18 protein-coding genes and 1 pseudogene are annotated in these 20,211 nt (G+C 66.7%); 6 read left to right on the top strand and 13 right to left on the bottom strand.

What is annotated here, in order from left to right; genetic code table 11:
* Positions 1-75 precede the first annotated feature (75 nt).
* A complete protein-coding gene (locus Mspo_RS14740) occupies positions 76-561 on the top strand; it encodes a penicillin acylase family protein (RefSeq protein WP_244613462.1) in 486 nt (161 codons plus the stop codon).
* An 85-nt stretch (positions 562-646) separates the two neighbouring features.
* Positions 647-760, top strand: a pseudogene (locus Mspo_RS14735) (IS630 family transposase); the annotation flags it as partial.
* 118 nt (positions 761-878) lie between these two features.
* Here the strand turns inward: Mspo_RS14735 and gyrB are convergent.
* The 11 genes from gyrB to Mspo_RS14680 all read right to left on the bottom strand — a co-directional run bounded on the left by gyrB (position 879) and on the right by Mspo_RS14680 (position 14,218).
* Positions 879-3,305 carry a DNA topoisomerase (ATP-hydrolyzing) subunit B gene (gene gyrB, locus Mspo_RS14730; protein ID WP_159731015.1) on the bottom strand — a complete coding sequence of 809 codons (2,427 nt, stop codon included), beginning with the start codon at positions 3,303-3,305 and terminating at the stop codon, positions 879-881.
* A 202-nt stretch (positions 3,306-3,507) separates the two neighbouring features.
* Positions 3,508-4,755 carry a gephyrin-like molybdotransferase Glp gene (gene glp / locus Mspo_RS14725; RefSeq protein WP_159731013.1) on the bottom strand — a complete coding sequence of 416 codons (1,248 nt, stop codon included), beginning with the start codon at positions 4,753-4,755 and terminating at the stop codon, positions 3,508-3,510.
* On the bottom strand, positions 4,748-5,242 hold the full coding sequence (gene moaC, locus Mspo_RS14720; RefSeq protein ID WP_159731011.1) for a cyclic pyranopterin monophosphate synthase MoaC: 495 nt from the start codon (positions 5,240-5,242) through the stop codon (positions 4,748-4,750). The genes glp and moaC overlap by 8 nt, the downstream gene beginning before the upstream one ends.
* 2 nt (positions 5,243-5,244) lie before the next feature.
* A complete protein-coding gene (gene trpC, locus Mspo_RS14715) occupies positions 5,245-6,069 on the bottom strand; it encodes an indole-3-glycerol phosphate synthase TrpC (RefSeq protein ID WP_159731009.1) in 825 nt (274 codons plus the stop codon).
* A 98-nt stretch (positions 6,070-6,167) separates the two neighbouring features.
* Entirely contained in the window at positions 6,168-7,199 is a 1,032-nt protein-coding gene (gene trpD, locus Mspo_RS14710; protein ID WP_159731007.1) for an anthranilate phosphoribosyltransferase, read from the bottom strand.
* A gap of 85 nt (positions 7,200-7,284) precedes the next feature.
* Entirely contained in the window at positions 7,285-7,896 is a 612-nt protein-coding gene (locus Mspo_RS14705) for an aminodeoxychorismate/anthranilate synthase component II (protein ID WP_159731005.1), read from the bottom strand.
* Between the two features lie 206 nt (positions 7,897-8,102).
* A complete protein-coding gene (locus Mspo_RS14700; RefSeq protein WP_159731003.1) occupies positions 8,103-9,194 on the bottom strand; it encodes a site-2 protease family protein in 1,092 nt (363 codons plus the stop codon).
* A 142-nt stretch (positions 9,195-9,336) separates the two neighbouring features.
* A complete protein-coding gene (locus tag Mspo_RS14695) occupies positions 9,337-9,849 on the bottom strand; it encodes a MarR family winged helix-turn-helix transcriptional regulator (protein WP_159731001.1) in 513 nt (170 codons plus the stop codon).
* A 206-nt stretch (positions 9,850-10,055) separates the two neighbouring features.
* Positions 10,056-10,619, bottom strand: coding sequence for a DUF6163 family protein (locus Mspo_RS14690; protein WP_159730999.1), 564 nt, complete (start codon positions 10,617-10,619; stop codon positions 10,056-10,058).
* Positions 10,620-10,784: 165 nt separating this feature from the next.
* Complete coding sequence (gene trpE, locus Mspo_RS14685) at positions 10,785-12,302, bottom strand: anthranilate synthase component I (RefSeq protein WP_201281715.1); 1,518 nt, start codon at positions 12,300-12,302, stop codon at positions 10,785-10,787.
* Positions 12,303-12,307: 5 nt separating this feature from the next.
* A complete protein-coding gene (locus tag Mspo_RS14680) occupies positions 12,308-14,218 on the bottom strand; it encodes a SurA N-terminal domain-containing protein (RefSeq protein ID WP_159730995.1) in 1,911 nt (636 codons plus the stop codon).
* 316 nt (positions 14,219-14,534) lie between these two features.
* Between Mspo_RS14680 and Mspo_RS14675 the strand changes: the two genes are divergently transcribed.
* Positions 14,535-15,005, top strand: coding sequence for a hypothetical protein (locus Mspo_RS14675; RefSeq protein ID WP_159730993.1), 471 nt, complete (start codon positions 14,535-14,537; stop codon positions 15,003-15,005).
* Positions 15,002-15,169 (top strand): hypothetical protein, encoded by a 168-nt coding sequence (locus Mspo_RS19950; RefSeq protein ID WP_244613461.1) that lies wholly within the window; start codon positions 15,002-15,004, stop codon positions 15,167-15,169. Before Mspo_RS14675 ends, Mspo_RS19950 begins: the two co-directional genes overlap by 4 nt.
* A gap of 19 nt (positions 15,170-15,188) precedes the next feature.
* Here Mspo_RS19950 and Mspo_RS14665 read toward each other — a convergent pair whose 3' ends face one another.
* A complete protein-coding gene (locus Mspo_RS14665) occupies positions 15,189-15,626 on the bottom strand; it encodes a CHRD domain-containing protein (protein WP_159730991.1) in 438 nt (145 codons plus the stop codon).
* A gap of 148 nt (positions 15,627-15,774) precedes the next feature.
* Here Mspo_RS14665 and Mspo_RS14660 point away from each other — a divergent pair, with 148 nt between their 5' ends.
* Entirely contained in the window at positions 15,775-16,107 is a 333-nt protein-coding gene (locus Mspo_RS14660) for a rhodanese-like domain-containing protein (RefSeq protein WP_159730989.1), read from the top strand.
* Positions 16,108-16,435: 328 nt separating this feature from the next.
* Positions 16,436-18,322 (top strand): methyl-accepting chemotaxis protein, encoded by a 1,887-nt coding sequence (locus Mspo_RS14655; protein ID WP_159730987.1) that lies wholly within the window; start codon positions 16,436-16,438, stop codon positions 18,320-18,322.
* A 73-nt stretch (positions 18,323-18,395) separates the two neighbouring features.
* Here Mspo_RS14655 and guaA read toward each other — a convergent pair whose 3' ends face one another.
* Positions 18,396-19,979, bottom strand: coding sequence for a glutamine-hydrolyzing GMP synthase (gene guaA, locus Mspo_RS14650; RefSeq protein WP_159730985.1), 1,584 nt, complete (start codon positions 19,977-19,979; stop codon positions 18,396-18,398).
* Positions 19,980-20,211: the final 232 nt, after the last annotated feature.

Here is a 20,211-nt window from a genome sequence, read left to right as displayed (position 1 = left end):
GCCGTCGTCTCGGCCAGAGCCTCGAAGTCGCGTCCGCTCGCGTCCATCGCAATCCCCCAAAGATCGAATCAGAGGATGCCGAGAGATTCAGCTCAGACGCGTCTTGTCACCTACTTCTTCACCCGATCGCCCTGCCATTTCTTGCGGTCTGTGTTGACGAAAAGCGCGCAACGCCTCAGTCGAGCTCATGGAGGCCGCTCCGTCGCCGACATACGTTGGGGGGATGTGAACCGGGTCGAGATGGCCCATCCCTTCGCCGATGCTTTGCCTGTTCTGGCGTCCTTTCTGACGATGCCGCGCACGGGGCTGGCCGGATGTCCGCAATGCGTGCGGTACTATTTCGCCGAGAACGGCAAGGGTTCTGGCGCCAATGCGCGCATGGTTGTCGCGCCGGGGCGCGAAGCGGATGGGCTGATGCAAATGGCGGCGGGACAGTCCGGGCAACTCCTTTCGGACCACTACGCCGACCAGCAGTCCGATTGGGTCGCAGGCCGCTCGAGCCCGTTTCGCCGAGCAGATCTCACAGGATCGATCATGCTGAAGCCTACCTCCCTCCGATGAGGCGAGGGGTGAGACGCCGCGCGGCTGCATGGCTGCGTCTTTCCGGCCGACCTCATTCTCGACGATCCGATCAATGGGTCAACGGTTCAACGCCTATGTCGAGCAGGTCCTCGTCCCGACGCTCGCGCGCGGCTATATCGTCGTGATGGATAATCTCGACGGCAACAAGGGCGCCGGCGCGTGTCGGTCGATCGAGGCGCCGGTGCGACGGCGCTCGTTTTGACGGGCAATGAGGCGCGATCTATCCTAGGAACAAGCTCATCGACCATCCGCGGCGCATCATGTCCATCGGGTCGCGCGATTGGGCGCAAAGATCATCACACGTCCAGATTGGCGACGTTCAGCGCATTCTCTTGGATGAATTCGCGGCGCGGCTCGACGATGTCGCCCATCAGCTTCACGAAAATATCCTCGGCCTCGGCGGCCTCCTTCACCTTCACTTGCAGCAGCGACCGCACCTCGCGGTCGAGCGTCGTCTCCCACAATTGGTCGGCGTTCATCTCGCCGAGTCCCTTGTAGCGTTGGATGGCGAGGCCCTTGCGGCCCTGCGCCGCCATAGCGTCATAGAGCGCGAGCGGGCCGGAGAGCGCGATCTCGTCGCCGCGCCGCGCCAGCGCCGCCGGGCCGAAGAAAATCTCGCGCAGCGTCTCGGCGCGCTCCTGCAGCTTGCGCGCCTCGCTCGAGGCGAGCAGAGCGGCGTCCAGCGTCACCGCCTGCGTGACGCCGCGCAGAGTGCGGCGGAAGACATAGCCGCCCTCGCGCAATTCGCCGGTCCAGCCGCGCTCGGTCTCCTCGGCGATCGCATCGAGACGTTCCGCTATTTCCGCCGCCTTCGCGTCGTCGGGCGGCGATTTGAGCGCGTCGGCCATCGCCGTCTGCTCGACGACGCCGCGGTCGTAGCGCGAATGCAGACCGTTCATGATGGTGCGGAAGGAGCGTGCGTCCTCCAGCGCCGCGCGCAGATCCTTGCCGACGCGCGTTTCGCCATTGCCGCAGCGAAGCGCGGCGCCGTCGAGCAGGGAGTCGATGAGATAATCCTCGAGCGCGCGCTCGTCCTTCAAATATTGCGTCGACTTGCCCTTGGTCACCTTATAGAGCGGCGCCTGGGCGATGAACACATGGCCGCGCTCGATCAGCTCCGGCATTTGCCGATAGAAGAAGGTCAGGATCAACGTGCGAATATGGGCGCCGTCGACGTCGGCGTCGGTCATGATGATGATCTTGTGATAGCGCAGCTTATCGGCGTTGAACTCGTCGCGGCCGATGCCGGTGCCGAGCGCGGTGATGAGCGTGCCGATCTGCTCCGACGACAGCATTTTGTCGAAACGCGCGCGCTCGACATTGAGAATCTTGCCGCGCAGCGGCAAGACCGCCTGGAACTCGCGATTGCGGCCCTGCTTGGCCGTGCCGCCGGCCGAATCGCCCTCGACGATGAAGAGCTCCGCCTTCGCCGGATCGCGCTCCTGGCAATCGGCGAGCTTGCCGGGAAGATTGGCGACGTCGAGCGCGCCTTTGCGGCGCGTCAGCTCGCGCGCCTTGCGCGCCGCCTCGCGCGCGGCCGCCGCCTCGCAAACCTTGGAGACGACGCTTTTCGCCTCTTGCGGATGCTCCTCCAGCCATTGGTCGAGCATTTCATTGACGACATTCTCGACCGCCGGACGCACTTCCGAGGAGACGAGCTTGTCCTTCGTCTGCGAGGAGAATTTCGGGTCCGGCGCCTTCACCGAGACGACGCAGGTCAAGCCCTCGCGGCAGTCGTCGCCTGTGAGATCGACCTTCTCGCGCTTGGCAAGGCCGGAACGTTCGGCGTAGCCGGTGATCTGCCGCGTCAGCGCGGCGCGAAAGCCCGCGAGATGCGTGCCGCCGTCGCGCTGCGGAATATTGTTGGTGAAGGCCAGAACAGTCTCGTGATAGGAATCGTTCCACCACAGCGCCACTTCGACATTGATGTGCTCGCGCTGCCCATGGATGAGAATCGGCGCCGAGACGAGCGGCGTCTTGGCGCGGTCGAGATAGCGCACGAAGGCCTCTAGCCCGCCTTCGTAATAGAGCTCCTCGCGCTTTTGCTCGGCGTGGCGCGCGTCGGTGAGCACGATGTGCACGCCGGAATTCAGAAAGGCCAATTCGCGCAGGCGCCGCTCGATCGTCGCATAGTCGAATTCGACCATTGTGAAAGTGGCGGGCGAGGGCAGGAAGGTCACTTCCGTTCCGCGCTTGACCTTGCCGTCCTCGATCGGCGCGTCGCCGACGATCACGAGCGGCGCGACGGAATCGCCATTGGCGAATTCCATGAAATGCTCGCGCCCGTCCTGCCAGATGCGCAGCTTCAGCCAGGAAGAGAGCGCATTGACGACGGAGACGCCGACGCCGTGCAGGCCGCCGGAGACCTTGTAGGAGTTCTGATCGAATTTGCCGCCGGCGTGCAGCTGGGTCATGATGACCTCGGCCGCCGACACGCCTTCCTCCTTGTGGATGCCGGTCGGAACGCCGCGGCCATTGTCGGTGACGGTGCAGGAGCCGTCGGCGTTGAGCGTCACCGTGACGAGCGTGGCGTGGCCGGCGAGGGCTTCGTCGATGGCGTTGTCGACGACCTCATAGACCATGTGATGGAGGCCGGTCCCGTCGTCGGTGTCGCCGATATACATGCCGGGACGCTTGCGGACGGCGTCGAGGCCACGCAGCACCTTGATCGAATCCGCGCCATATTCGGGCGGCGTCGTCGCTCCGTCTTCGGTGTCGGTCATCTTTTCGGGGACTCCTCGGGCAGGGCGGGGACGGCGCGATTCGAGAATGTTGATTTTACCGCTAAAAGCGGATGGAAAGCACGAAAAACCGAGCGGCCGCGCGGGGGCCGCTCGGCGCCGATATCGGCGACCGCGAACGGCCGCGAGCTCGAGCGCGCGCCGGGGCTGAAGGTCGTGGATCGGGGTGACGGCGCCGCTTTGGTCACGCCCCCACGAAAGCCCCCGGCAGACGTAAAATCCGGCAGGCGCCGCCTGTGTCCACCGTTGGAGCTCCCGCATCGCGAATGAGCAGCGCTTGCGAGCGCGCGAGCTCGGTCAGCAGCGAGGAATCCTGCAAGGCCTGCGGCGTGGCGACGAGGCGTCCCTCGGCGTCGCGCGTCAGCGTCGCGCGCATATAGTCGCGTCGGCCTTTATTGGCTTTCAGCGGCGCGCCGGCGATGGCCGCCTCGCTCTCGTCCGCGCCGGCGCGCGGATCGCCCTGCAGCGCGCGAATGAGCGGGGCGAGAAAGACCAGCGCGCAGACGAAAGCCGCCACCGGATTGCCCGGCAGGCCGAGAATGCGCGTCTCGCCGAGCGTCCCGTGGATGAGCGGCTTGCCCGGCCGCATGGCGATGCGCCAGAAATCGAGCGCCATGCCCTGGCGGGCGAGCGCCGGCCGCAGGAGATCATGGTCGCCGACCGAGGCGCCGCCGAGCGTCACCACAATATCGGCCTTCGCCGCGCGCGCCTCTTCGAGGCCTCTCTCCAATTCGGCGATGTCGTCGCGGAAAATGCCGAGATCGATCACTTGCGCGCCGGCGGTTTCGGCGATGGCCGCCACCGCATAGCCATTGCAGGCGATGATCTGGGCGGGGCCGGGCTCGGCTCCGGGCGGAACCAGCTCGTCGCCCGAGGCGATGAGCGCGACGCGCGGGCGCCGCGCCACCGGCAGCAGCGGATGATTGATCGCGGCGGCGAGCGCCAGCTCGCTCGGGCCGAGCCGCGTTCCGGCAAAGAGCGCGGCGTCACCCTCGCGAAAATCGAGCCCGCGCTCGCGAATATGCCGGCCGGGCGGAGGGGGGGAGGGGGAGGCGGAGCCGACGCCGGCGGCGTCGATCGTCGCATCCTCCTGCAGAAGGATCGTATCCGCGCCCGCGGGAACGGGCGCGCCGGTGAAGATGCGCGCCGCCTCGCCCGCTCCGAGCGCCGCGCCATAGCCATGCCCCGCGGCGCTTTCGCCCACGACTTTCAATCGCGCGCCGGACGCGGCGAGATCGGCGGCGCGCAGCGCATAGCCGTCCATGGCGGAGACGGCGACCGGGGGCTGTGTGCGGCGGGAGACGAGGTCCGTCGCCAGCGTGCGGCTGAGCGCCTTCGAGAGGGGGACGTCTTCCTCGCCGGAGAGGCGCGTCACGCCGGCGAGCACGCGGGCGAGGGCCTCGTCCACGGACAGCAATTTGTCGTCAGCCATTTTGGTCCATTTCGTCGCGACGCCATTGGCCGGAGCGTCCGCCGCGCTTTTCGACGAGCTCGACGCCCTCGATGCGCATGCCGCGATCGACGGCCTTCAGCATGTCGTAGATCGTCAACAAGGCGACGCCGACCGCGGTCAGCGCTTCCATTTCCACGCCGGTCTTGCCGGTGACTGAAACTTCCGCCGTCGCGCGCACGCCCGGCAGGCTCGCGTCCGCCTCGAGATCGACGGCGATTTTGGTGACGGGCAGAGGATGGCAGAGCGGAATGAGCTCATGCGTCTTCTTCGCCGCCATGATGCCGGCGACGCGCGCGACGCCGAAAACGTCGCCCTTCTTCGCCTGTCCCTCCACTGCGAGAGCGAGAGTCGCCGCATCCATCATTATGCGCCCGCGGGCGATGGCGACGCGCTTCGTCTCCGCCTTGTCGGAGACGTCGACGATATGCGCTTCGCCCTTGTTGGAAAGATGCGTCAGCGATCCCATTGCTACGCGCCCGCCCGCCTGTGGTCGCCCTTCGCCGAGCCATGCAGCAGCTCGCGCGTCGCCGTCGCCACATCCTGCTTGCGCACCAGGCTCTCGCCGACGAGGAAAGTATAGACGCCCGCCTTCTCGAGCCGCAGACAATCCTCGTGGCTGGCGATGCCGCTCTCGGCGACGATGATCTTGTCCTTCGGAATTTTCTCGGCGAGACGCTCGGTCGTCTCGAGAGAGACGTCGAATGTATGCAGATCGCGATTGTTCACGCCGATGAGCCGCGTCTCCAGCGCCAGCGCGCGGTCGAGCTCTTTCTCGTTATGGACCTCGACGAGCACGTCCATGCCCAGATCATGCGCTGTCGTGTTGAGGATCTTCGCCTCGTCGTCCGATACGGCGGCCATGATGATCAAAATGCAATCGGCGCCATAGGCCCGCGCCTCGAACGCCTGGTACGGATCGTAGAGGAAATCCTTGCGAATCGCCGGCAGGTGAGCCGCCTTGCGGGCGGCCTCGAGATCCTCGAGCCTGCCCTGGAAGGAGGGGCCGTCGGTCAAAACGGAGAGACAGGCGGCGCCGCCGGCCTCATAGGCGCGCGCCAGCGCCGCCGGGTCGAAGTCGTGGCGCAGAACGCCCTTTGACGGGCTCGCTTTTTTGATTTCCGCGATCAGCGCGATGCGGCCTTCGGCGAGTTTTGCCTCGATCGCATGGACGAAGCCGCGCGGCGGATCATGGTCGCGCACATTGCGCTCGAGCGTCGCCAGCGGCATGCGCACCTTGGCGTCGTTGATCTCGGTCCGCTTATAGGCTTCGATCTTGTTCAGAATGTCGGTCATGCCGCTTCGGGTCCTTCGCGCTTGTCGAGGATTTCTATCACGAAGTCACGAAGGACACGACGTCTTTCCCGCCAGCGCGGCCCCGCGCCGCAGGGATTTCACCGCGTCGGCGCGGCTTGCGCATTGGAGACTCGAATGAGCGCCTCGAGCTTCGCGAGCGCGGCGCCGCTGTCGAGCGCGCGCGCGGCGAGCTCGGCGCCCTCGCCAATGTCCGCCGCCGCCTCGGCCACCACCAGCGCCGCCGCTGCGTTGAGAACCGCTATGTCGCGATAGGCGTCGCGCGCGCCCTCGAGAACCGCCCGCAGGGCGCGGGCGTTATGGGCCGGGTCGCCGCCGATCAGCGCTTCCGGCGCCGCCCGCGCGAGGCCGGCGTCCTCCGGCGAGACCGTGAAGCTTCTGACGACGCCGTCTTCGAGCGCGACGACATGGGAGGCCGTCGTCGTCGTCAATTCGTCGAGCCCATCCTCGCCATGGACGAGCCAGACGCGCTTGGAGCCGAGCTCGGCCAGCGCGCGCGCCAGCGGCTCGAGCAGCGCGCGCGATGAGACGCCGAGCAGCTGCTTCTCCACGCGCGCCGGATTGCACAGGGGACCGAGCAGGTTGAAGACGGTGCGCAGGCCGAGCTCGGCGCGGATCGGCGCGGCGTGGCGCATCGCCGGATGGTGCGTCGCCGCCGCCATGAAGCAGACGCCTGTCTCGGCGAGGCAGAAGGCCGCGTGCTCGGGCGCGACGCCGACTTTGACGCCGAGCTCCGCCAAAACGTCGCTCGCTCCGGAGCGCGAGGACGCCGCCCGGCCGCCATGCTTCGCCACGCGGACGCCGCAGCCGGCGACGATGAGCGCCGCCAGAGTGGAGACATTATAGGTGCCGGCGCCGTCGCCGCCCGTGCCGACGATGTCGATGGCGTCGGCCGCGCCCTCGACCGGCGCCATCGCCGCGCGCATGGCTTGCGCCGCGCCGACGATCTCGTCGATGGTCTCGCCGCGCTGGCGCAGGCCCATCAGCAAGGCGCCGAGCTGCGCCGGCGTCGCGCCGCCCCCGAGCACGACCGAGATCGCCGCGCGCGCCTCCTCGCGGGAGAGCGCCGCGCCCGTGGCGATGGCGGCGAGAAATGGCTTGAGGTCGGTCATCGCCGAAGGTCTCGGTTGAAGGATGCGCCGGAAGGCTCGTGGTCCAGGGCGGGGGTCGGACAGCGAGCCCTCGGGCTCGCTCGGCTCACGCGACTTTGGCGGGGCGGCGCGTCGCGTTCCACTCTTGCGCGAGATCGAGGAAATTGCGCAAAATCTTGTGCCCGTGCTCGGAAGTGATGCTCTCGGGGTGGAATTGCACGCCATGAACGGGGGCGCTCTCATGCGAGAGGCCCATGATGAGCCCGTCCGGCGTCTCGGCGGTGACGCGCAGGCAGGCGGGCAGCGTGTCGCGCGCGACGATCAGCGAGTGATAGCGCGTCGCCTGGAACGGCCCCTCTATGCCGCGAAAGATCGTCTCGCCCCGGTGCAGGATCGTCGCCATCTTGCCATGGACGGGGAGGGGGGCGCGGATCACATCGCCGCCGAACGAGAGGCCGATGGACTGATGGCCGAGGCAGACGCCGAAGATCGGCACATTCGCCCAGGCCGCAGCGATGAGATCGAGGCAGATTCCCGCTTCCTTGGGCGTGCAGGGGCCGGGCGAGAGCACGATGGCCTCAGGACCCGCGGAGAGCACCTCGGCGACCGAGACCGCATCGTTTCGCCACACCGTCACCTCGGCCCCGAGCGAGCCGAAATAATGCACGAGGTTGAAGGTGAAGCTGTCGTAATTATCGATGAGCGTGACTTTTGTCATTCGCGCAGGGTCCGGTTCTCGGCGGGGCGGGCTTCCACTTGGCGGATTTTTTCGGCTCTTCGGCCCGTTGAGTCAATTCATTCGCTCCGCAGGGCCGGGGCGATGATTCACTTTTCCCTTCCAGGGGGAGGCGGAAGCCCATGGGGAGGTGGAAGCGCGGACTTGCGAGGTTTGTCGCTCACCAGATCGGCGGTCTTTCATGCTCTCTACCCGCGCCGCGCGAGCCGCCAGTCCGGCCGCAGATTGGCGATGAGCATGATCTCGGCGATGCTCTGGCGCGTCAGCAGGCCGACGAGCCCTCCCTCGGCGTCGAGCACGCCCATGGCCGAGGCGCCGGCGAATTTCTCGATCGTCTCGTCGAGCGGCACGGCGGCGCTCACGGTCGGCGCGTCGCGCTGGACATGGGGAGCGATCGGCGCGCCGCGATCGTCGCCCTTCAGCGCGTCGATGATGTCGGCGCGGTCGAGCAGCCCCATGAAACGGCCGTCCGCCGCGACGACCGGAAACTGATCCTGCGATGTGGCGAGCAGGGTCTCGACCGCCTCTGCGAGATCGGCGCCCCAGCGGATGGCGGCGATGCGCGTCTCCATGGCGTCGGCGACCGAAAGGCCGCGCGCGGCTTCGCTCGCCATGGTCATCTGCGCCTCGCCGCTCGCGGCGATGTAGACGAATATGGCGATGAACACGAGCACCGGATTGCCGAACAGGCCCAAGAAGCCGAGCGCGAAGGCGAAACCTTGGCCGATGAAGGCGGCGATGCGCGTCGCCTGCCCGCGCGGCAGCCACATGGCGAGCGCCGCGCGCAGCACGCGGCCGCCGTCCATGGGGAAGGCGGGGATCATGTTGAACAGCGCCAGGAACAGATTGGCGGCCGCGAGCCGGGCGACGACATTGAGATGCGGATCGTCGAGCTGCGCCAGCGTCTCCGGCTGGAAGGCGCCGAGCGCGATGAACAAAATCGCGGCGATGACGACGTTCACCGCGGGTCCCGCGAGCGCGACGAGCAATTCCTGATAGGGTTTTTCCGGCATATGGTCGAGATTGGCGACGCCGCCGATCGGCAGCAGCGTGACCTCCGTCGAGACGATGCCGAAGCGTCGCGCCGTCAATATGTGCCCGAATTCATGCAGCACGACGCAGGTGAAGATGAGCGTGATGAAGATCACGCTGTCGCGCGCCGCTGGCGCGCCGCCGACGCGATAGGCGGAAAAGCCGATCCAGGCGAGCAGCAGCAGGAAGGTGATGTGAATGCGGACGGCCGTGCCCTTGAAAGACCCGAGAGTGAGCGACCAGCGCATGGAAGAGGCCTCTGTCCCTTACGTGACGTCCGCGACGTCTTCTCATAGCAGAAATCCCCGCCGATCGGCCATGAAAAAGGGCGATCGACGCGAGATGCGCAGATCGCCCGAGTAGAGCGGAGTAAGTCTGGGAGGGGAAGCGTTAGAGGCGATAGCGTATCTGATCGGTCCAGAAACGCTCGAGGCGCGTCAGAGCGGTGTTGACGGTGCGGAACTCGGCCGGCGACACGCCGCCGATCTGCTCCACGGTGGTCGCATGCTTCTCATAGAGAGCGGCGACGATGTCGTGCACTTCCTTGCCCTTGGGCGTGAGGCTGATGCGCACGGAGCGGCGGTCGACGCGGGAACGGGCGTGGTGGAGATAGCCCATCTCGACGAGCTTTTTCACATTGTAGGAGACGTTGGAGCCGAGATAATAGCCGCGCGTGCGCAGCTCGCTCGCGGTGAGCTCCTTGTCGCCGATATTGTAGAGCAGCAGAGCCTGAACGGAATTTACGTCGCCGCGATTGCGGCGGTCGAACTCGTCCTTGATCACGTCGAGCAGACGGCGATGCAGACGCTCCACCAATGTGAGCGATTCGAGATAGATCGGGCGTATCTCGTTGATCTTCTCCGCGCGGGCCTGCGCGGCCTCGGTCTTCGACGCCGTATTCATGAACTAGCTCCGTCTCGTCTTTTGCGCCGGATATTCGAGGTCCGGTCCGTTCTCCATGGACAGAAACCTATCCGCCGCGAATGAAGACCGCTTTAAACAACAGTCTGAATCCGCCGTTTACCTCCACTACCGTCGATGGGGTGAACGGTCTGTGAATCAAATTGTTAGAATTGCATTAGGCGTGTTTCGGCAAGAGCCGCGCCGCCCTATTTGCCGAGCCGTCCGAAGAGCGCGCGCAAATAGCGCTGCGCCCGGCCGAAGACGCCGCCCGCCGCCTCCGCCTCGGGGCTGCGGCGTCTGCGTCTCTTCTCGCGCAGGCGCCGCGCCTCATAGTCGCGGCCGGCCGCGAAGGTGAGGAAGAAATAGAGCCCGATGAGCGCGAGGTCGAGGGCGACGAGCCAGTAGCCGCCGGCGAAAAATCCCGGCACGCTCAAGGTCACGAATATTTGCGCGCCGGCGATGAGCAGCCACAGCACGCCGCCCCAGGGCGTCGCCAGCCAGAGCCCGACGCCGGCGACGAGATCGAGCACGGCGAAGAAGACGATGGCGATCGCGGCGTTGGTCGGGGCCTCGTCGAAGATCGGCCGGCTGGCGGCGAGCACGATGACCCACTGCATCACGCCCTGCAGCAGCCAGAACAGCGCCATGATGCGCATGAACAGCGTGAGCATCTGGCCCCAGCGCGCCGCCTCGCCCGCGGCGCCCGCGTCGCCGACGCGGATCGGCCGGTGAGGGTCGTCCGCATCGTCGTAGAGCGAATTGTCGGTCACGCCGCGCCTCTTTGGCGGTGAATCAGGAATCTCGACGCGCGACCCCTTCTCCCGCGAGCGGGAGAAGGGAGCGCCCTTTGCTGCGCGCTTCTCTGTTTCACTTGCTCGGCCGCCTCTCTGGCGAATGCGCCCTCAAATGCTCGATGGGTTGCAGACTTGCTCTCGCTATTGCCCGCGCCTCGCACGCGTCGCGAAGCGCACGGCTTCTTCGGCGGCGCGGAACAGCGCCTTCGACTTGTTCACCGTCTCGCGATGCTCGTAATCGGGATCGCTGTCATAGACGACGCCGGCGCCCGCCTGCACATGCATCGCGCCGTCCTTCACGATCGCGGTGCGCAGCACGATGCAAGTGTCCATCTGTCCGCCGGCGCCGAAATAGCCGATGCAGCCGCCATAGATGCCGCGCTTATCGGTCTCCAATTCGTCGATGATCTCCATCGCGCGCACTTTCGGCGCGCCGGAGACGGTGCCCGCCGGGAAGCCGGCGGCGAGCGCGTCTATGCAGTCGCGCGCGGGATCGAGCGCGCCTTCGACATTGGAGACGATATGCATGACATGGCTGTAGCGCTCGATGGCGAAGCTCTCCGTCACGCGCACCGTTCCCGTCGCGGCGACGCGGCCGACGTCGTTGCGTCCGAGATCGAGCAGCATCAGATGCTCGGCGCGCTCTTTCTCGTCGGCGAGGAGATCGGCCGCGAGGCGCTCGTCCTCCGCCTTCACGGCGCTGCGCCAGCGCGTGCCGGCGATGGGGCGGATCGTCACCTTGCCTTCGGCGACGCGCACGAGAATTTCCGGCGAGGAGCAGACGATCTGGAAATCGCCGAAATTCAGGAAGCAGAGAAAGGGCGCCGGATTGACGCGGCGCAGCGCGCGATAGAGCGCGAAGGCCGGCAGCGAGAAGGGCGCGGTGAATCGCTGCGACAGCACGACCTGGAAAATGTCGCCGGCGCGAATGTAGTCCTTGGCGCGCTCGACCATATCGAGGAATCGCCCGGGCGCCGTGTTGGAGACTGGCTCCTCGGCGAGCAACAACGGATCGGCCTCGGCTTCGCGCTGCGTCAGCGGCGCCTCGAGCGTGGCGACGACGCAGTCGAGCCGCGCGAGGGCCGCCTCATAGGCCGCCTCTGCGGAAACGCCCGCCGCGGGACGCGCGGGCGTCACGACGATGATCTCGTCGCGCACATTGTCGAAGACCACCATGACCGTCGGCCGCAGCAGGATCGCGTCGGGAACGCCGATCGCATCCGGTTTGGCCGGCGCGAGGCGCTCCATCAGCCGCACCGTGTCATAGCCGAGATAGCCGAACACGCCCGCCGCCATGGGCGGCAGATGCGCGACCTCCTCGATCGCCGATTCGGCGAGCAGGTCGCGCAGCGCGTCGAGCGGCGGCTCGGCGCAGGGCTCGAAGGCGTCCCGTTCGCGCAGCGCGCGGCGGTTGATCTCGGCCTTCTCGCCATGGATGCGGAAGACGACGTCCGGATCGAGGCCGATCATCGAATAGCGGCCGCGCGCGGCGCCGCCCTCGACCGATTCGAGCAGGAAGACATTCGCCTCCCGCTCGCGCGCGAGCTTCAGATAGGCCGCGACGGGCGTCTCGAGATCGGCGACGAGCCGCGTCGCCACGAGCGAGGCGCGGCCCGCCCGATAGGCGGAGGCGAAATCGTCGAACGCCGGTTCGGACAATGCGCTCACTGGTTCTGATCCGCTCCGGCGGTCGCCGCCTGCAACGCATGCTCGTTGATGGAGACGTTGAAGACCTTCTCGAGCGCGCCGACATATTGCTCGAGAATGTCGTTGGTGAAGGCCGGTTGCATCTGGTCGGCCGCCGCCTTGGCCTCGATCGAGGCGGGATCATAGGCCGGCGTCGTCGCGCTCTTCACTTGGAAAACGAGCCGGCCGCCGTCGACGGCGGCGGAGCCCGCGCCATGCGGCGGCGCCTCGAAAATGGCGACGATCGCCGCGGTCGAGAGCTCGGGATGCGGCGCGCGCTTCACCTCGTTCACATGTTTGGGCGCGGCGCCCGCGCCCTTGGCGACGTCCTCGAGCGTCTTGCCGGCGCGCAGCTCCGCGGTGAGCGCTTCGGCGCGCTCGGTCAGCGCCTTCTGCTGCTTCTCCGCGCGCAGCGCCGTCTCGACGGCCTCCTTCACCTCGTCGAAGCCGCGCTGGCGCGCCGGCTCGACTTTGGCGATCTCGAACCAGACATAGCCGCCGTCGCGCGTCGCCACCGTGTCATTGTCGACGCCGACGTCGGAGGCGAAGACCGCCTTCAAGAGATCCTCGGAGCCGAACAGGCCGGGGACCGGCTTGCCGGCGGGATCGAGGCCGGTCGAATCGACGGCCTCCACCGCGGCCGCCTCGAGCCCGGCCGATTTGGCGGCCTCGCCGAGCGCCTTGCCGCCGGCGCGCTGATCCTCGATCGCGTCACGCAGCTTGCGAACGGAGGGAGCGGCGCGCTCCCGCGCGATCTCGCCGCGCAGCTCGTCCGTCGCCTGCTCATAGCTGCGGGTGAAGACGCTCGGCACGATCTTCTCGACCTGGAGGATCGCCGAGCCGAAGGCCGTCTGAACGGGGCCGACGAAGCCCGGCTCACGCGAGGCGAAGACCTTGTCGGCGATCTGCTTGTCGCCGAGATCGTGGGCCTCGAGCAGGCCCAAGTCTATGTCCTTTTGCGAGAGCTTGCGCTCGGCGGCGAGCTGGTCGAAGGAAAGGCCTCCCTTCAGCCGCTCCAGCGCCTTGTCGGCCTCGTCCTTGGAGGCGAAGAGAATCTGGCGCAGATGGCGCTTCTCCGCCGTGCCGTAGCGCTTGGCCTTGACCTCGTCATAGAGCTTGCGGACATCCGCCTCGCTCACCTCCCGCGGCTCGGCGAGCGTCGCCGGCGTCACGGCGAGAAGGGCGAGCTTACGATATTCGCGCGCGCGAAAGCTCTGCTCGCGATCGGCGAAATATGTCTTCAGCTCTTCCTCGCTCGGCTTGGCGATCTCGCCGACGGCCGCGGCGGGAAGCAGGAAATAATCGACCTCGCGGATCTCGTTGCGGAAGCGATGCAGCGCCTCGAGCACGAGGCGCGGCGGCTCCAGCCCGGCGACGACGGAATCGGTGAGCTCCTTGCGCAGATAGCTGCCCTTCTGCTCGAGGAGGAAGCTGCGCTCCGTGTAGCCGGCGTCGCGAATGAGCTGCTTGAAGCGGTCCGCGTCGAATTTGCCTGTGGAGCCCTTGAACACATTCTCGTCGCGGGTGAGGCGCAGCGTCTCGTCCTCGGAGATGGCGAGGCCGAGCGATCTCGCCTTCTGGTCGAGCGAGACCTCGGTGATGAGGCGCTGCAGCACCTGCTGGTCGAGGCCGAAGCGGCGGGCCTCCTCATTGGTGATGGCGCGCCGGGCGCGCTGCTGCAGCCGGCGCAGCTCGTTCTGATAGGCGCTGCGATAGGCCTCGACCGAAATCTCGCCCGAGCCGACCTTGGCGAGGCGCGTGGAGGTGAAGCCGCGGAACACGTCGCCTATGCCCCAGACCGCGAAGCTCAGCGCGATGAAGCCCATGACGAGCCCGAGGATGATGCGGCCGATCCGATGTTGCGAGGCGATGCGCAGGCCTTCCAGCATGATGTGGGGCTTCCCTTGGGCGTTGCGGTCTCCGGCTCATTCGGCTGATCCCGGCCGGAATTCGCGCGGACTATAGGTAGCGTCGCCTCCACTTGCAATCTTGCGCTCGCCGCCCGCTCGGGCGGGTTCTGGGCGGCGGCCGGCGGGCCGCGGCGGAGGAGCCGTCGCCGCCTCCCGACCTTTTGGTCGCGCGAGGAGGCCGCGGCCGCTCGCGAGTCGACCTTGGGTCCGCGGTTCGTCTCGTTAACGGGCGGTTAACCGTGAGACCGGAGACTTTCCTATTCGAGGCATCGCCTCGGCGCTCACGAGGTCTCCCATGTCGACGATTGCGGCGCGGCCCTCCCTCACTCGATTTTTTCAGCCCTTCGGCCTCGTCGTCGCCGCCGTCCTCGCGGGGGGCGCCACAGGCTTCGTGCTGGGCTCGCGCACGGGGGTGGGGGAGCCGATCCGCGCGGCCAGGCCGTCCGGCGCGCAAGCACTCGCCAAGGCCCTCTCCTGGAAGCGGGAGACAGCCGACGAGTCGGAGCAGCGTCGCGAAATCGCCGACCTGCTCGACGAGCTGCGGACCGCTCGCGCGCTGATCGAATCGTCGCGCCATGACGAGGAGGGGCTGCGCATCGCGTCGCGCCTGCGCGCATTGGAGGCCGCGCGCGATGCGGGCGCCGCGCGCATGGAGCGGCTCGAGTCGCATCTCGAGCGGCTCGAGAGTCAGCGGATCGATTTCTCACCCACAGGCTCGGCGCCCAGCTCGGCGTCCAAGAGCGAGCCGCGCCGCAACGGCCGTTGAGCTCCGGCCGGGCGCCGACCGCCACGCGCTTCCGCGAGGCGCTCGAGGGCTTTGAAGCCTATGGGGTGATGACGCTGAAAAGCGTCACCACCTGGGGTCGTTATGGCGAGATTTTCGCATGTGACGAAGGCGCGCCGGTCTTCAGCCTGGAAAATCCGCGATAGGCCGGGCGGCTCGCCCGGCTCATCGCACGCGCATCAGCTGTCCGCGCAGCTCGCCCTCGGGATGTTTGGACGAGTGGAGGTTGAAATACCATTTGCCGTCCTCGAGCTGCTTGATCTGCTGCGCGTCGAGCGTCGCCGATCCTTCGAATTTTCCGCCCGCGGCCGGGGCGGGCAGCACCGGCCCGGCGTTTTCGCCCGCCTTGGCGGGGCCGTGGAAATGCGCCTGGGTCTCCTGTCCCTGCAGGCCCTGGTAATGGCCTTTCCAGGTGATCTTCTTGGTCGAGGGATCGAGCGTGACCTCGATCGATCCCGTGCCTTTGCTCATGCTCGGCGGATTCTCCGCTCCGCCGGAGAGATCGCCCTTGAACATCATGACTTCGGCGACGGCCGGCGAGGCCGCGAGGGCGAGCGCGACGGCCGCCGCGAGCGACGCGTTCAGCGATGCGTTCCTGGACATTTATCGACCTCCTGTGCCAAATGGCGGGAAGAACGCCCCCGAGGCGCCTTCACCTAACGCGCCGGCGCGGCGCTTCAAGCCGACGGCGAAAGCCGCGGCGCTGGAGGAGCGAAGCGCGAGCTCGCGCATCGATTTGGGAAGAAACATCATGGCCGAGTGGTATAACGAGATCAGCCTCGAGGATTTGAAGAGCGGCATTGCCGACAAATCGATCATTCTCGTCGACGTGCGCGAGGCGGACGAATACGCCCAGGGCCATATAGACGGCGCTTTGTTCGTGCCGCTGTCGAGCTTCGATCCGACGAAGATTCCGACGCCGGCGGCAGGTCAGAAGGTCGTCGTCTATTGCCGTTCCGGCAAGCGCTCGGTGAACGCCATGGAGCAGGCGCGCCTCGTCGGCCGCCGCGACGTGAACACGCATTTCGGCGGCGGCATCATCGGCTGGCAGAAGGCCGGCGAGCCGGTGGCGACGGGAATGTGAGCGGTGGGAGGCGGAGTGTCTTTTTGCGCGCTCGACAATCCGCCCCGCCTGGGCCCGCGTGCGACGACCAGTGGCCCGACACACGACCGATAGAAGCGCGAACACGTAATTTTAACAGTTTTCTCTAAAATGCGGCGGTCTGGACTTCGAACGGAGCCGGTTTCGGAGCGCCCTCGGCGGCGCGACGAGCTGCGCGGGACCAATTCGGTCGAATTCCGCCTCCAACTCGCGCATCGATCCGCGATCGCGTCGTAACGTGGCGCGCGGGAGAGTCGTTGCGCGTCGTCATTCTGGGTTTCTCCCAGGAACACACAAGGCGTCGTCGCATATGAGGATTGCTCCCAAAATTCTTGCTCCCGCTATCGGCCTTTCCCTCATCATGGCCATGAATGTGGGCCTTGCGCTCTGGCTCGCGCAGGATGTGGCGCAGGCCAACGCCCAGATGGCGAAAGCCGCCGACGAGGCGCTCGAGGCGAGCGAAGTGCGCGCGCTGAGCCGCGCCATCCAGCGCGACATGGTGAAGCTGACCGCCGACGCCTGGAAGGAGTCGCAGCACAAGCTCGACGCTTCCATCGAAACGCGCGCCCGCGCCTTGCTCGAGCGGGCAAAGAAGCTCGCGAATATGGTCGATCCCGCCAATACGGCGATGCATCGCGATTTCGTCGCCTTGCAGGAGACGGTGGTGAAAGAAATTCTCGCGGCGAAGGCGACCGTATTCGCCGGGGATCGCGGCAAAGCGACAGCGGAATTCGTCGGCCGTGTCGAGCCTGCGGAAAAAGCGGCGTCTGCATTGACCGACGCGTTTCTCGAGGAGACCGAAAAGCGCATCTTCGCGCTCGCCGCCGAAGTTCGGCGCGTGCAGGCGTACTCGCAGACGGCGCTCATCGGCGTTTCGGTCGTTTCGCTCGTCTTGGCGTTGGGCGCCTCGCTCTTGATCGTGTTCCGCGGAGTCGCCGGTCCCTTGCTGGCGCTGGCGACGGCGATGCGGCGCCTCGCCGCCGGGGATTTCGATCTCGAATTGCCCGGTCTCGACCGAAGCGACGAAATCGGGGAGATTGCGACGGCGGTGGAGCGGTTCAAGGCGCAGGCCGCCGAAAAGGCGCGGCTCGAGGCCGAGGAAATGCATCGGCGGCAGCAGGCGGACGCCGAGACTCATGCGGAAATCGCAGCCAATAATGCAAGGATCGCGGCCGAGCAGGCGGCGGTCATGAAGGAGCTCGGTCACGCTCTCGGCCGTATCGCCGAAAAGGATCTCACCTATCGCATCGACGAGTCCCTGCCAGACGCCTATTCGCGTTTGCGCGATGACTTCAATTCGGCGATCGGCCAACTCGAAGCGGCGATGACGGACGTCATCGGCGCCGTGGAATCTATAGGAGCCACGACGCATGACATAGCCGCGGCGTCCGACGATTTGTCGCGGCGCACGGAACAGCAAGCGGCCGCGCTGGAAGAAACGGCGGCGAGCATGGAAGAGATCGCCCAATCTGTCGGCCGCACCGCCCAAGGCGCGACGCACGCCAGCGACTCTGTCGCTTCGGTGAAAACGGAAGTGCAGGCGAGCGGCGCCGTCGTGGGAATGGCCATCGACGCCATGAGCCGCATCGAAAAATCCTCGCGGGAAATCGGGCAGATCATCAATGTGATCGACGAAATCGCGTTCCAGACGAATCTGCTCGCGCTGAACGCTGGCGTCGAGGCTGCGCGCGCTGGCGAGGCGGGCAAGGGCTTCGCCGTCGTCGCTCAGGAAGTGCGCGCGCTCGCCCAGCGCGCGGCGGAGGCGGCGAAAGAAATCAAGGGCCTCATCTCCGCGTCGAGCGCGGAAGTGGGCCAGGGCGTCGATTTCGTCAATCGCACGGGCGCGGTGCTCGAAAAGATCGTCGGCCAGGTGCTGGCCATCGATCAAATCGTCGCCGACATCGCCAGCGGCGCCAATGAGCAGGCGTCCAGCCTGAACGAAATCAGCGCCGCCATCACGCAAATGGATCAGATGACGCAAAAGAACGCGGCAATGGTGGAGGAGACGACCGCAGCGAGCCACAGCCTGCGTCATGAGGCCGGCGCGCTGGCGACGTCGGCCGGAGCCTTCCGAATTTCGGCGGCCTTGCGCCGGGCTTCCGACCACGCTCGGCCGACCTCCGTCGCGCCGCTCGCAATCGTTGCCGGCGCGTCGCGCAAACGCGCGGTCGGAGACAATGGTTGGGCGGAGTTCTAGACCAGCTCAGCTTCCGATCCTTTTGGATCGGAAGCGGGTCTGACGGGAAAGATGCCGCAAGCGCTCGGTGGCTTCACTCCCACTCGATCGTCCCCGGCGGCTTGCTGGTCACGTCATACACCACGCGATTCACCCCGCGCACCTCATTGATGATGCGCGTCGCCGCCCGGCCCAGAAAGCTCATGTCGAAGGGATAGAAATCCGCCGTCATCCCGTCCGTGCTCGTCACCGCGCGCAGCGCGCAGACATGATCGTAGCTGCGGCCGTCGCCCATCACGCCGACTGTGCGCACCGGCAGCAGCACGGCGAAAGCCTGCCAGATCACGTCATAGAGCCCGGCCTTGCGAATCTCGTCGAGATAGATGGCGTCCGCCTTGCGCAAAATCTCGAGCTTCTCGCGCGTGACGCCGCCGGGGCAGCGGATCGCCAGGCCGGGGCCGGGGAAGGGGTGGCGTCCGACGAAAGCCTCGGGAAGGCCGAGCTCGCGGCCGAGCGCGCGCACCTCGTCCTTGAACAATTCACGCAAGGGCTCGACGAGCGTCATATTCATGCGCTCGGGCAGGCCGCCGACATTGTGATGCGATTTGATCGTCACCGACGGCCCGCCAGAGAAGGACACGCTCTCGATGACGTCCGGATAAAGCGTGCCTTGCGCCAGAAATTGGGCGTCAGTTTGCTTCGCCTGCTCCTCGAATGTCTCGATGAAGAGGCGGCCGATCGTCTTGCGCTTGACCTCCGGGTCCTCGACGCCGTCGAGCGCTCGGAGGAACAGCTCCTGCGCCTCCACATGCACGAGCGGAATATTGTAATGGTCGCGGAAGAGGCTGACGACCTCTTCCGCCTCGCCGGCGCGCAGCAGGCCGTGATCGACGAAGACGCAAGTGAGCGCGTCGCCGATCGCCTCATGGATCAGCACGGCGGCGACGGCGGAATCGACGCCGCCCGAGAGGCCGCAGAGCACGCGGCCGGCGCCGACCTGCCGGCGCACGGCGTCTATCGCCTCGCCGCGAAAGGCCGACATGGTCCAGTCGGATTTCAGCCCCGCGACATTGTGAACGAAATTGGCGATGAGCTTCGCCCCATCCGGCGTATGCGCGACCTCGAGATGGAACTGCACGCCGTAATAGCGCCGCGCCTCGTCGGCGATGGCGGCCATGGGCGCGTTCTCGGAGGCGGCGATGACGCGAAACCCCTCCGGCAGGCGGGTGACCCGGTCGCCATGGCTCATCCAGACGGGATAGCGGCCGCCCTTCGTCCAGACGCCGGCGAAGAGCGGGCTCTCCTCGACGACGCCGAGCTCGGCGCGGCCGAATTCGCGATGATGGCCGCCCTCGACGGCGCCGCCCAATTGCGCGGCGAGCAATTGCTCGCCGTAGCAGATGGCGAGCACGGGGATTTTCGCGTCGAAAATGCTCTGCGGCGCGCGCGGCGAGCCGTCCTCGGTGACGGAGCAGGGGCCGCCGGAGAGGATCACCGCCTTGGGGCGGATGTCGGCGAAGGCCCGCTCCGCGCTCTGAAAAGGCGCGATCTCGCAATAGACGCCGGCCTCGCGCACGCGCCGCGCGATGAGCTGCGTCACCTGCGAGCCGAAATCGACGATCAGCAGCTTGTCGTGGCGATCGGCGATGTCGTGGTGGAAGCTCTCAGTGGCGGTCATGCTGGTCTTTCGTGATGGGGGCGCGAGACGTAGTGACTACCTCGCGTAGTCGATAGTGACTACCTCCCGTAGTCGGTCGTGTGCAAGAGCGCGGCGCGCCCCCTCCCCAACCCTCCCCCGCTGGCGCGGGAGAGGGAGCAGATTGCGCGCTTCATCGAAACTGCGCAAATATTTGCCAATAGACCAGCGACGCCGCCGTTCTAACCCTCTCCCGCGCAGCGGGGGAGGTGGC

The sequence above is a fragment of the Methylosinus sp. Ce-a6 genome (assembly GCF_009811655.1).
In the GTDB taxonomy this organism is placed as follows: Bacteria; Pseudomonadota; Alphaproteobacteria; order Rhizobiales; family Beijerinckiaceae; genus Methylosinus.
The sequence above is the reverse complement of the archived record's forward strand: the minus strand, read 5'-3'. Positions and strand labels throughout refer to the sequence as shown.

Excerpts from the sequence above, each read along its gene's own strand:
- moaC (WP_159731011.1), bottom strand. The coding sequence starts at position 5,242 with ATGGGATCGCTGACGCATCTTTCCAACAAGGGCGAAGCGCATATCGTC.
- Mspo_RS14665 (WP_159730991.1), bottom strand. The coding sequence starts at position 15,626 with ATGTCCAGGAACGCATCGCTGAACGCGTCGCTCGCGGCGGCCGTCGCG.
- Mspo_RS14700 (WP_159731003.1), bottom strand. The coding sequence starts at position 9,194 with ATGCGCTGGTCGCTCACTCTCGGGTCTTTCAAGGGCACGGCCGTCCGC.
- Mspo_RS14680 (WP_159730995.1), bottom strand. The coding sequence starts at position 14,218 with ATGCTGGAAGGCCTGCGCATCGCCTCGCAACATCGGATCGGCCGCATC.
- Mspo_RS14740 (WP_244613462.1), top strand. The coding sequence starts at position 76 with ATGCCGAGAGATTCAGCTCAGACGCGTCTTGTCACCTACTTCTTCACC.
- Mspo_RS14695 (WP_159731001.1), bottom strand. The coding sequence starts at position 9,849 with ATGAATACGGCGTCGAAGACCGAGGCCGCGCAGGCCCGCGCGGAGAAG.
- gyrB (WP_159731015.1), bottom strand. The coding sequence starts at position 3,305 with ATGACCGACACCGAAGACGGAGCGACGACGCCGCCCGAATATGGCGCG.
- guaA (WP_159730985.1), bottom strand. The coding sequence starts at position 19,979 with ATGACCGCCACTGAGAGCTTCCACCACGACATCGCCGATCGCCACGAC.
- trpC (WP_159731009.1), bottom strand. The coding sequence starts at position 6,069 with ATGACCGACATTCTGAACAAGATCGAAGCCTATAAGCGGACCGAGATC.
- Mspo_RS14705 (WP_159731005.1), bottom strand. The coding sequence starts at position 7,896 with ATGACAAAAGTCACGCTCATCGATAATTACGACAGCTTCACCTTCAAC.
- trpD (WP_159731007.1), bottom strand. The coding sequence starts at position 7,199 with ATGACCGACCTCAAGCCATTTCTCGCCGCCATCGCCACGGGCGCGGCG.
- Mspo_RS14675 (WP_159730993.1), top strand. The coding sequence starts at position 14,535 with ATGTCGACGATTGCGGCGCGGCCCTCCCTCACTCGATTTTTTCAGCCC.
- Mspo_RS14655 (WP_159730987.1), top strand. The coding sequence starts at position 16,436 with ATGAGGATTGCTCCCAAAATTCTTGCTCCCGCTATCGGCCTTTCCCTC.
- glp (WP_159731013.1), bottom strand. The coding sequence starts at position 4,755 with ATGGCTGACGACAAATTGCTGTCCGTGGACGAGGCCCTCGCCCGCGTG.
- Mspo_RS14660 (WP_159730989.1), top strand. The coding sequence starts at position 15,775 with ATGGCCGAGTGGTATAACGAGATCAGCCTCGAGGATTTGAAGAGCGGC.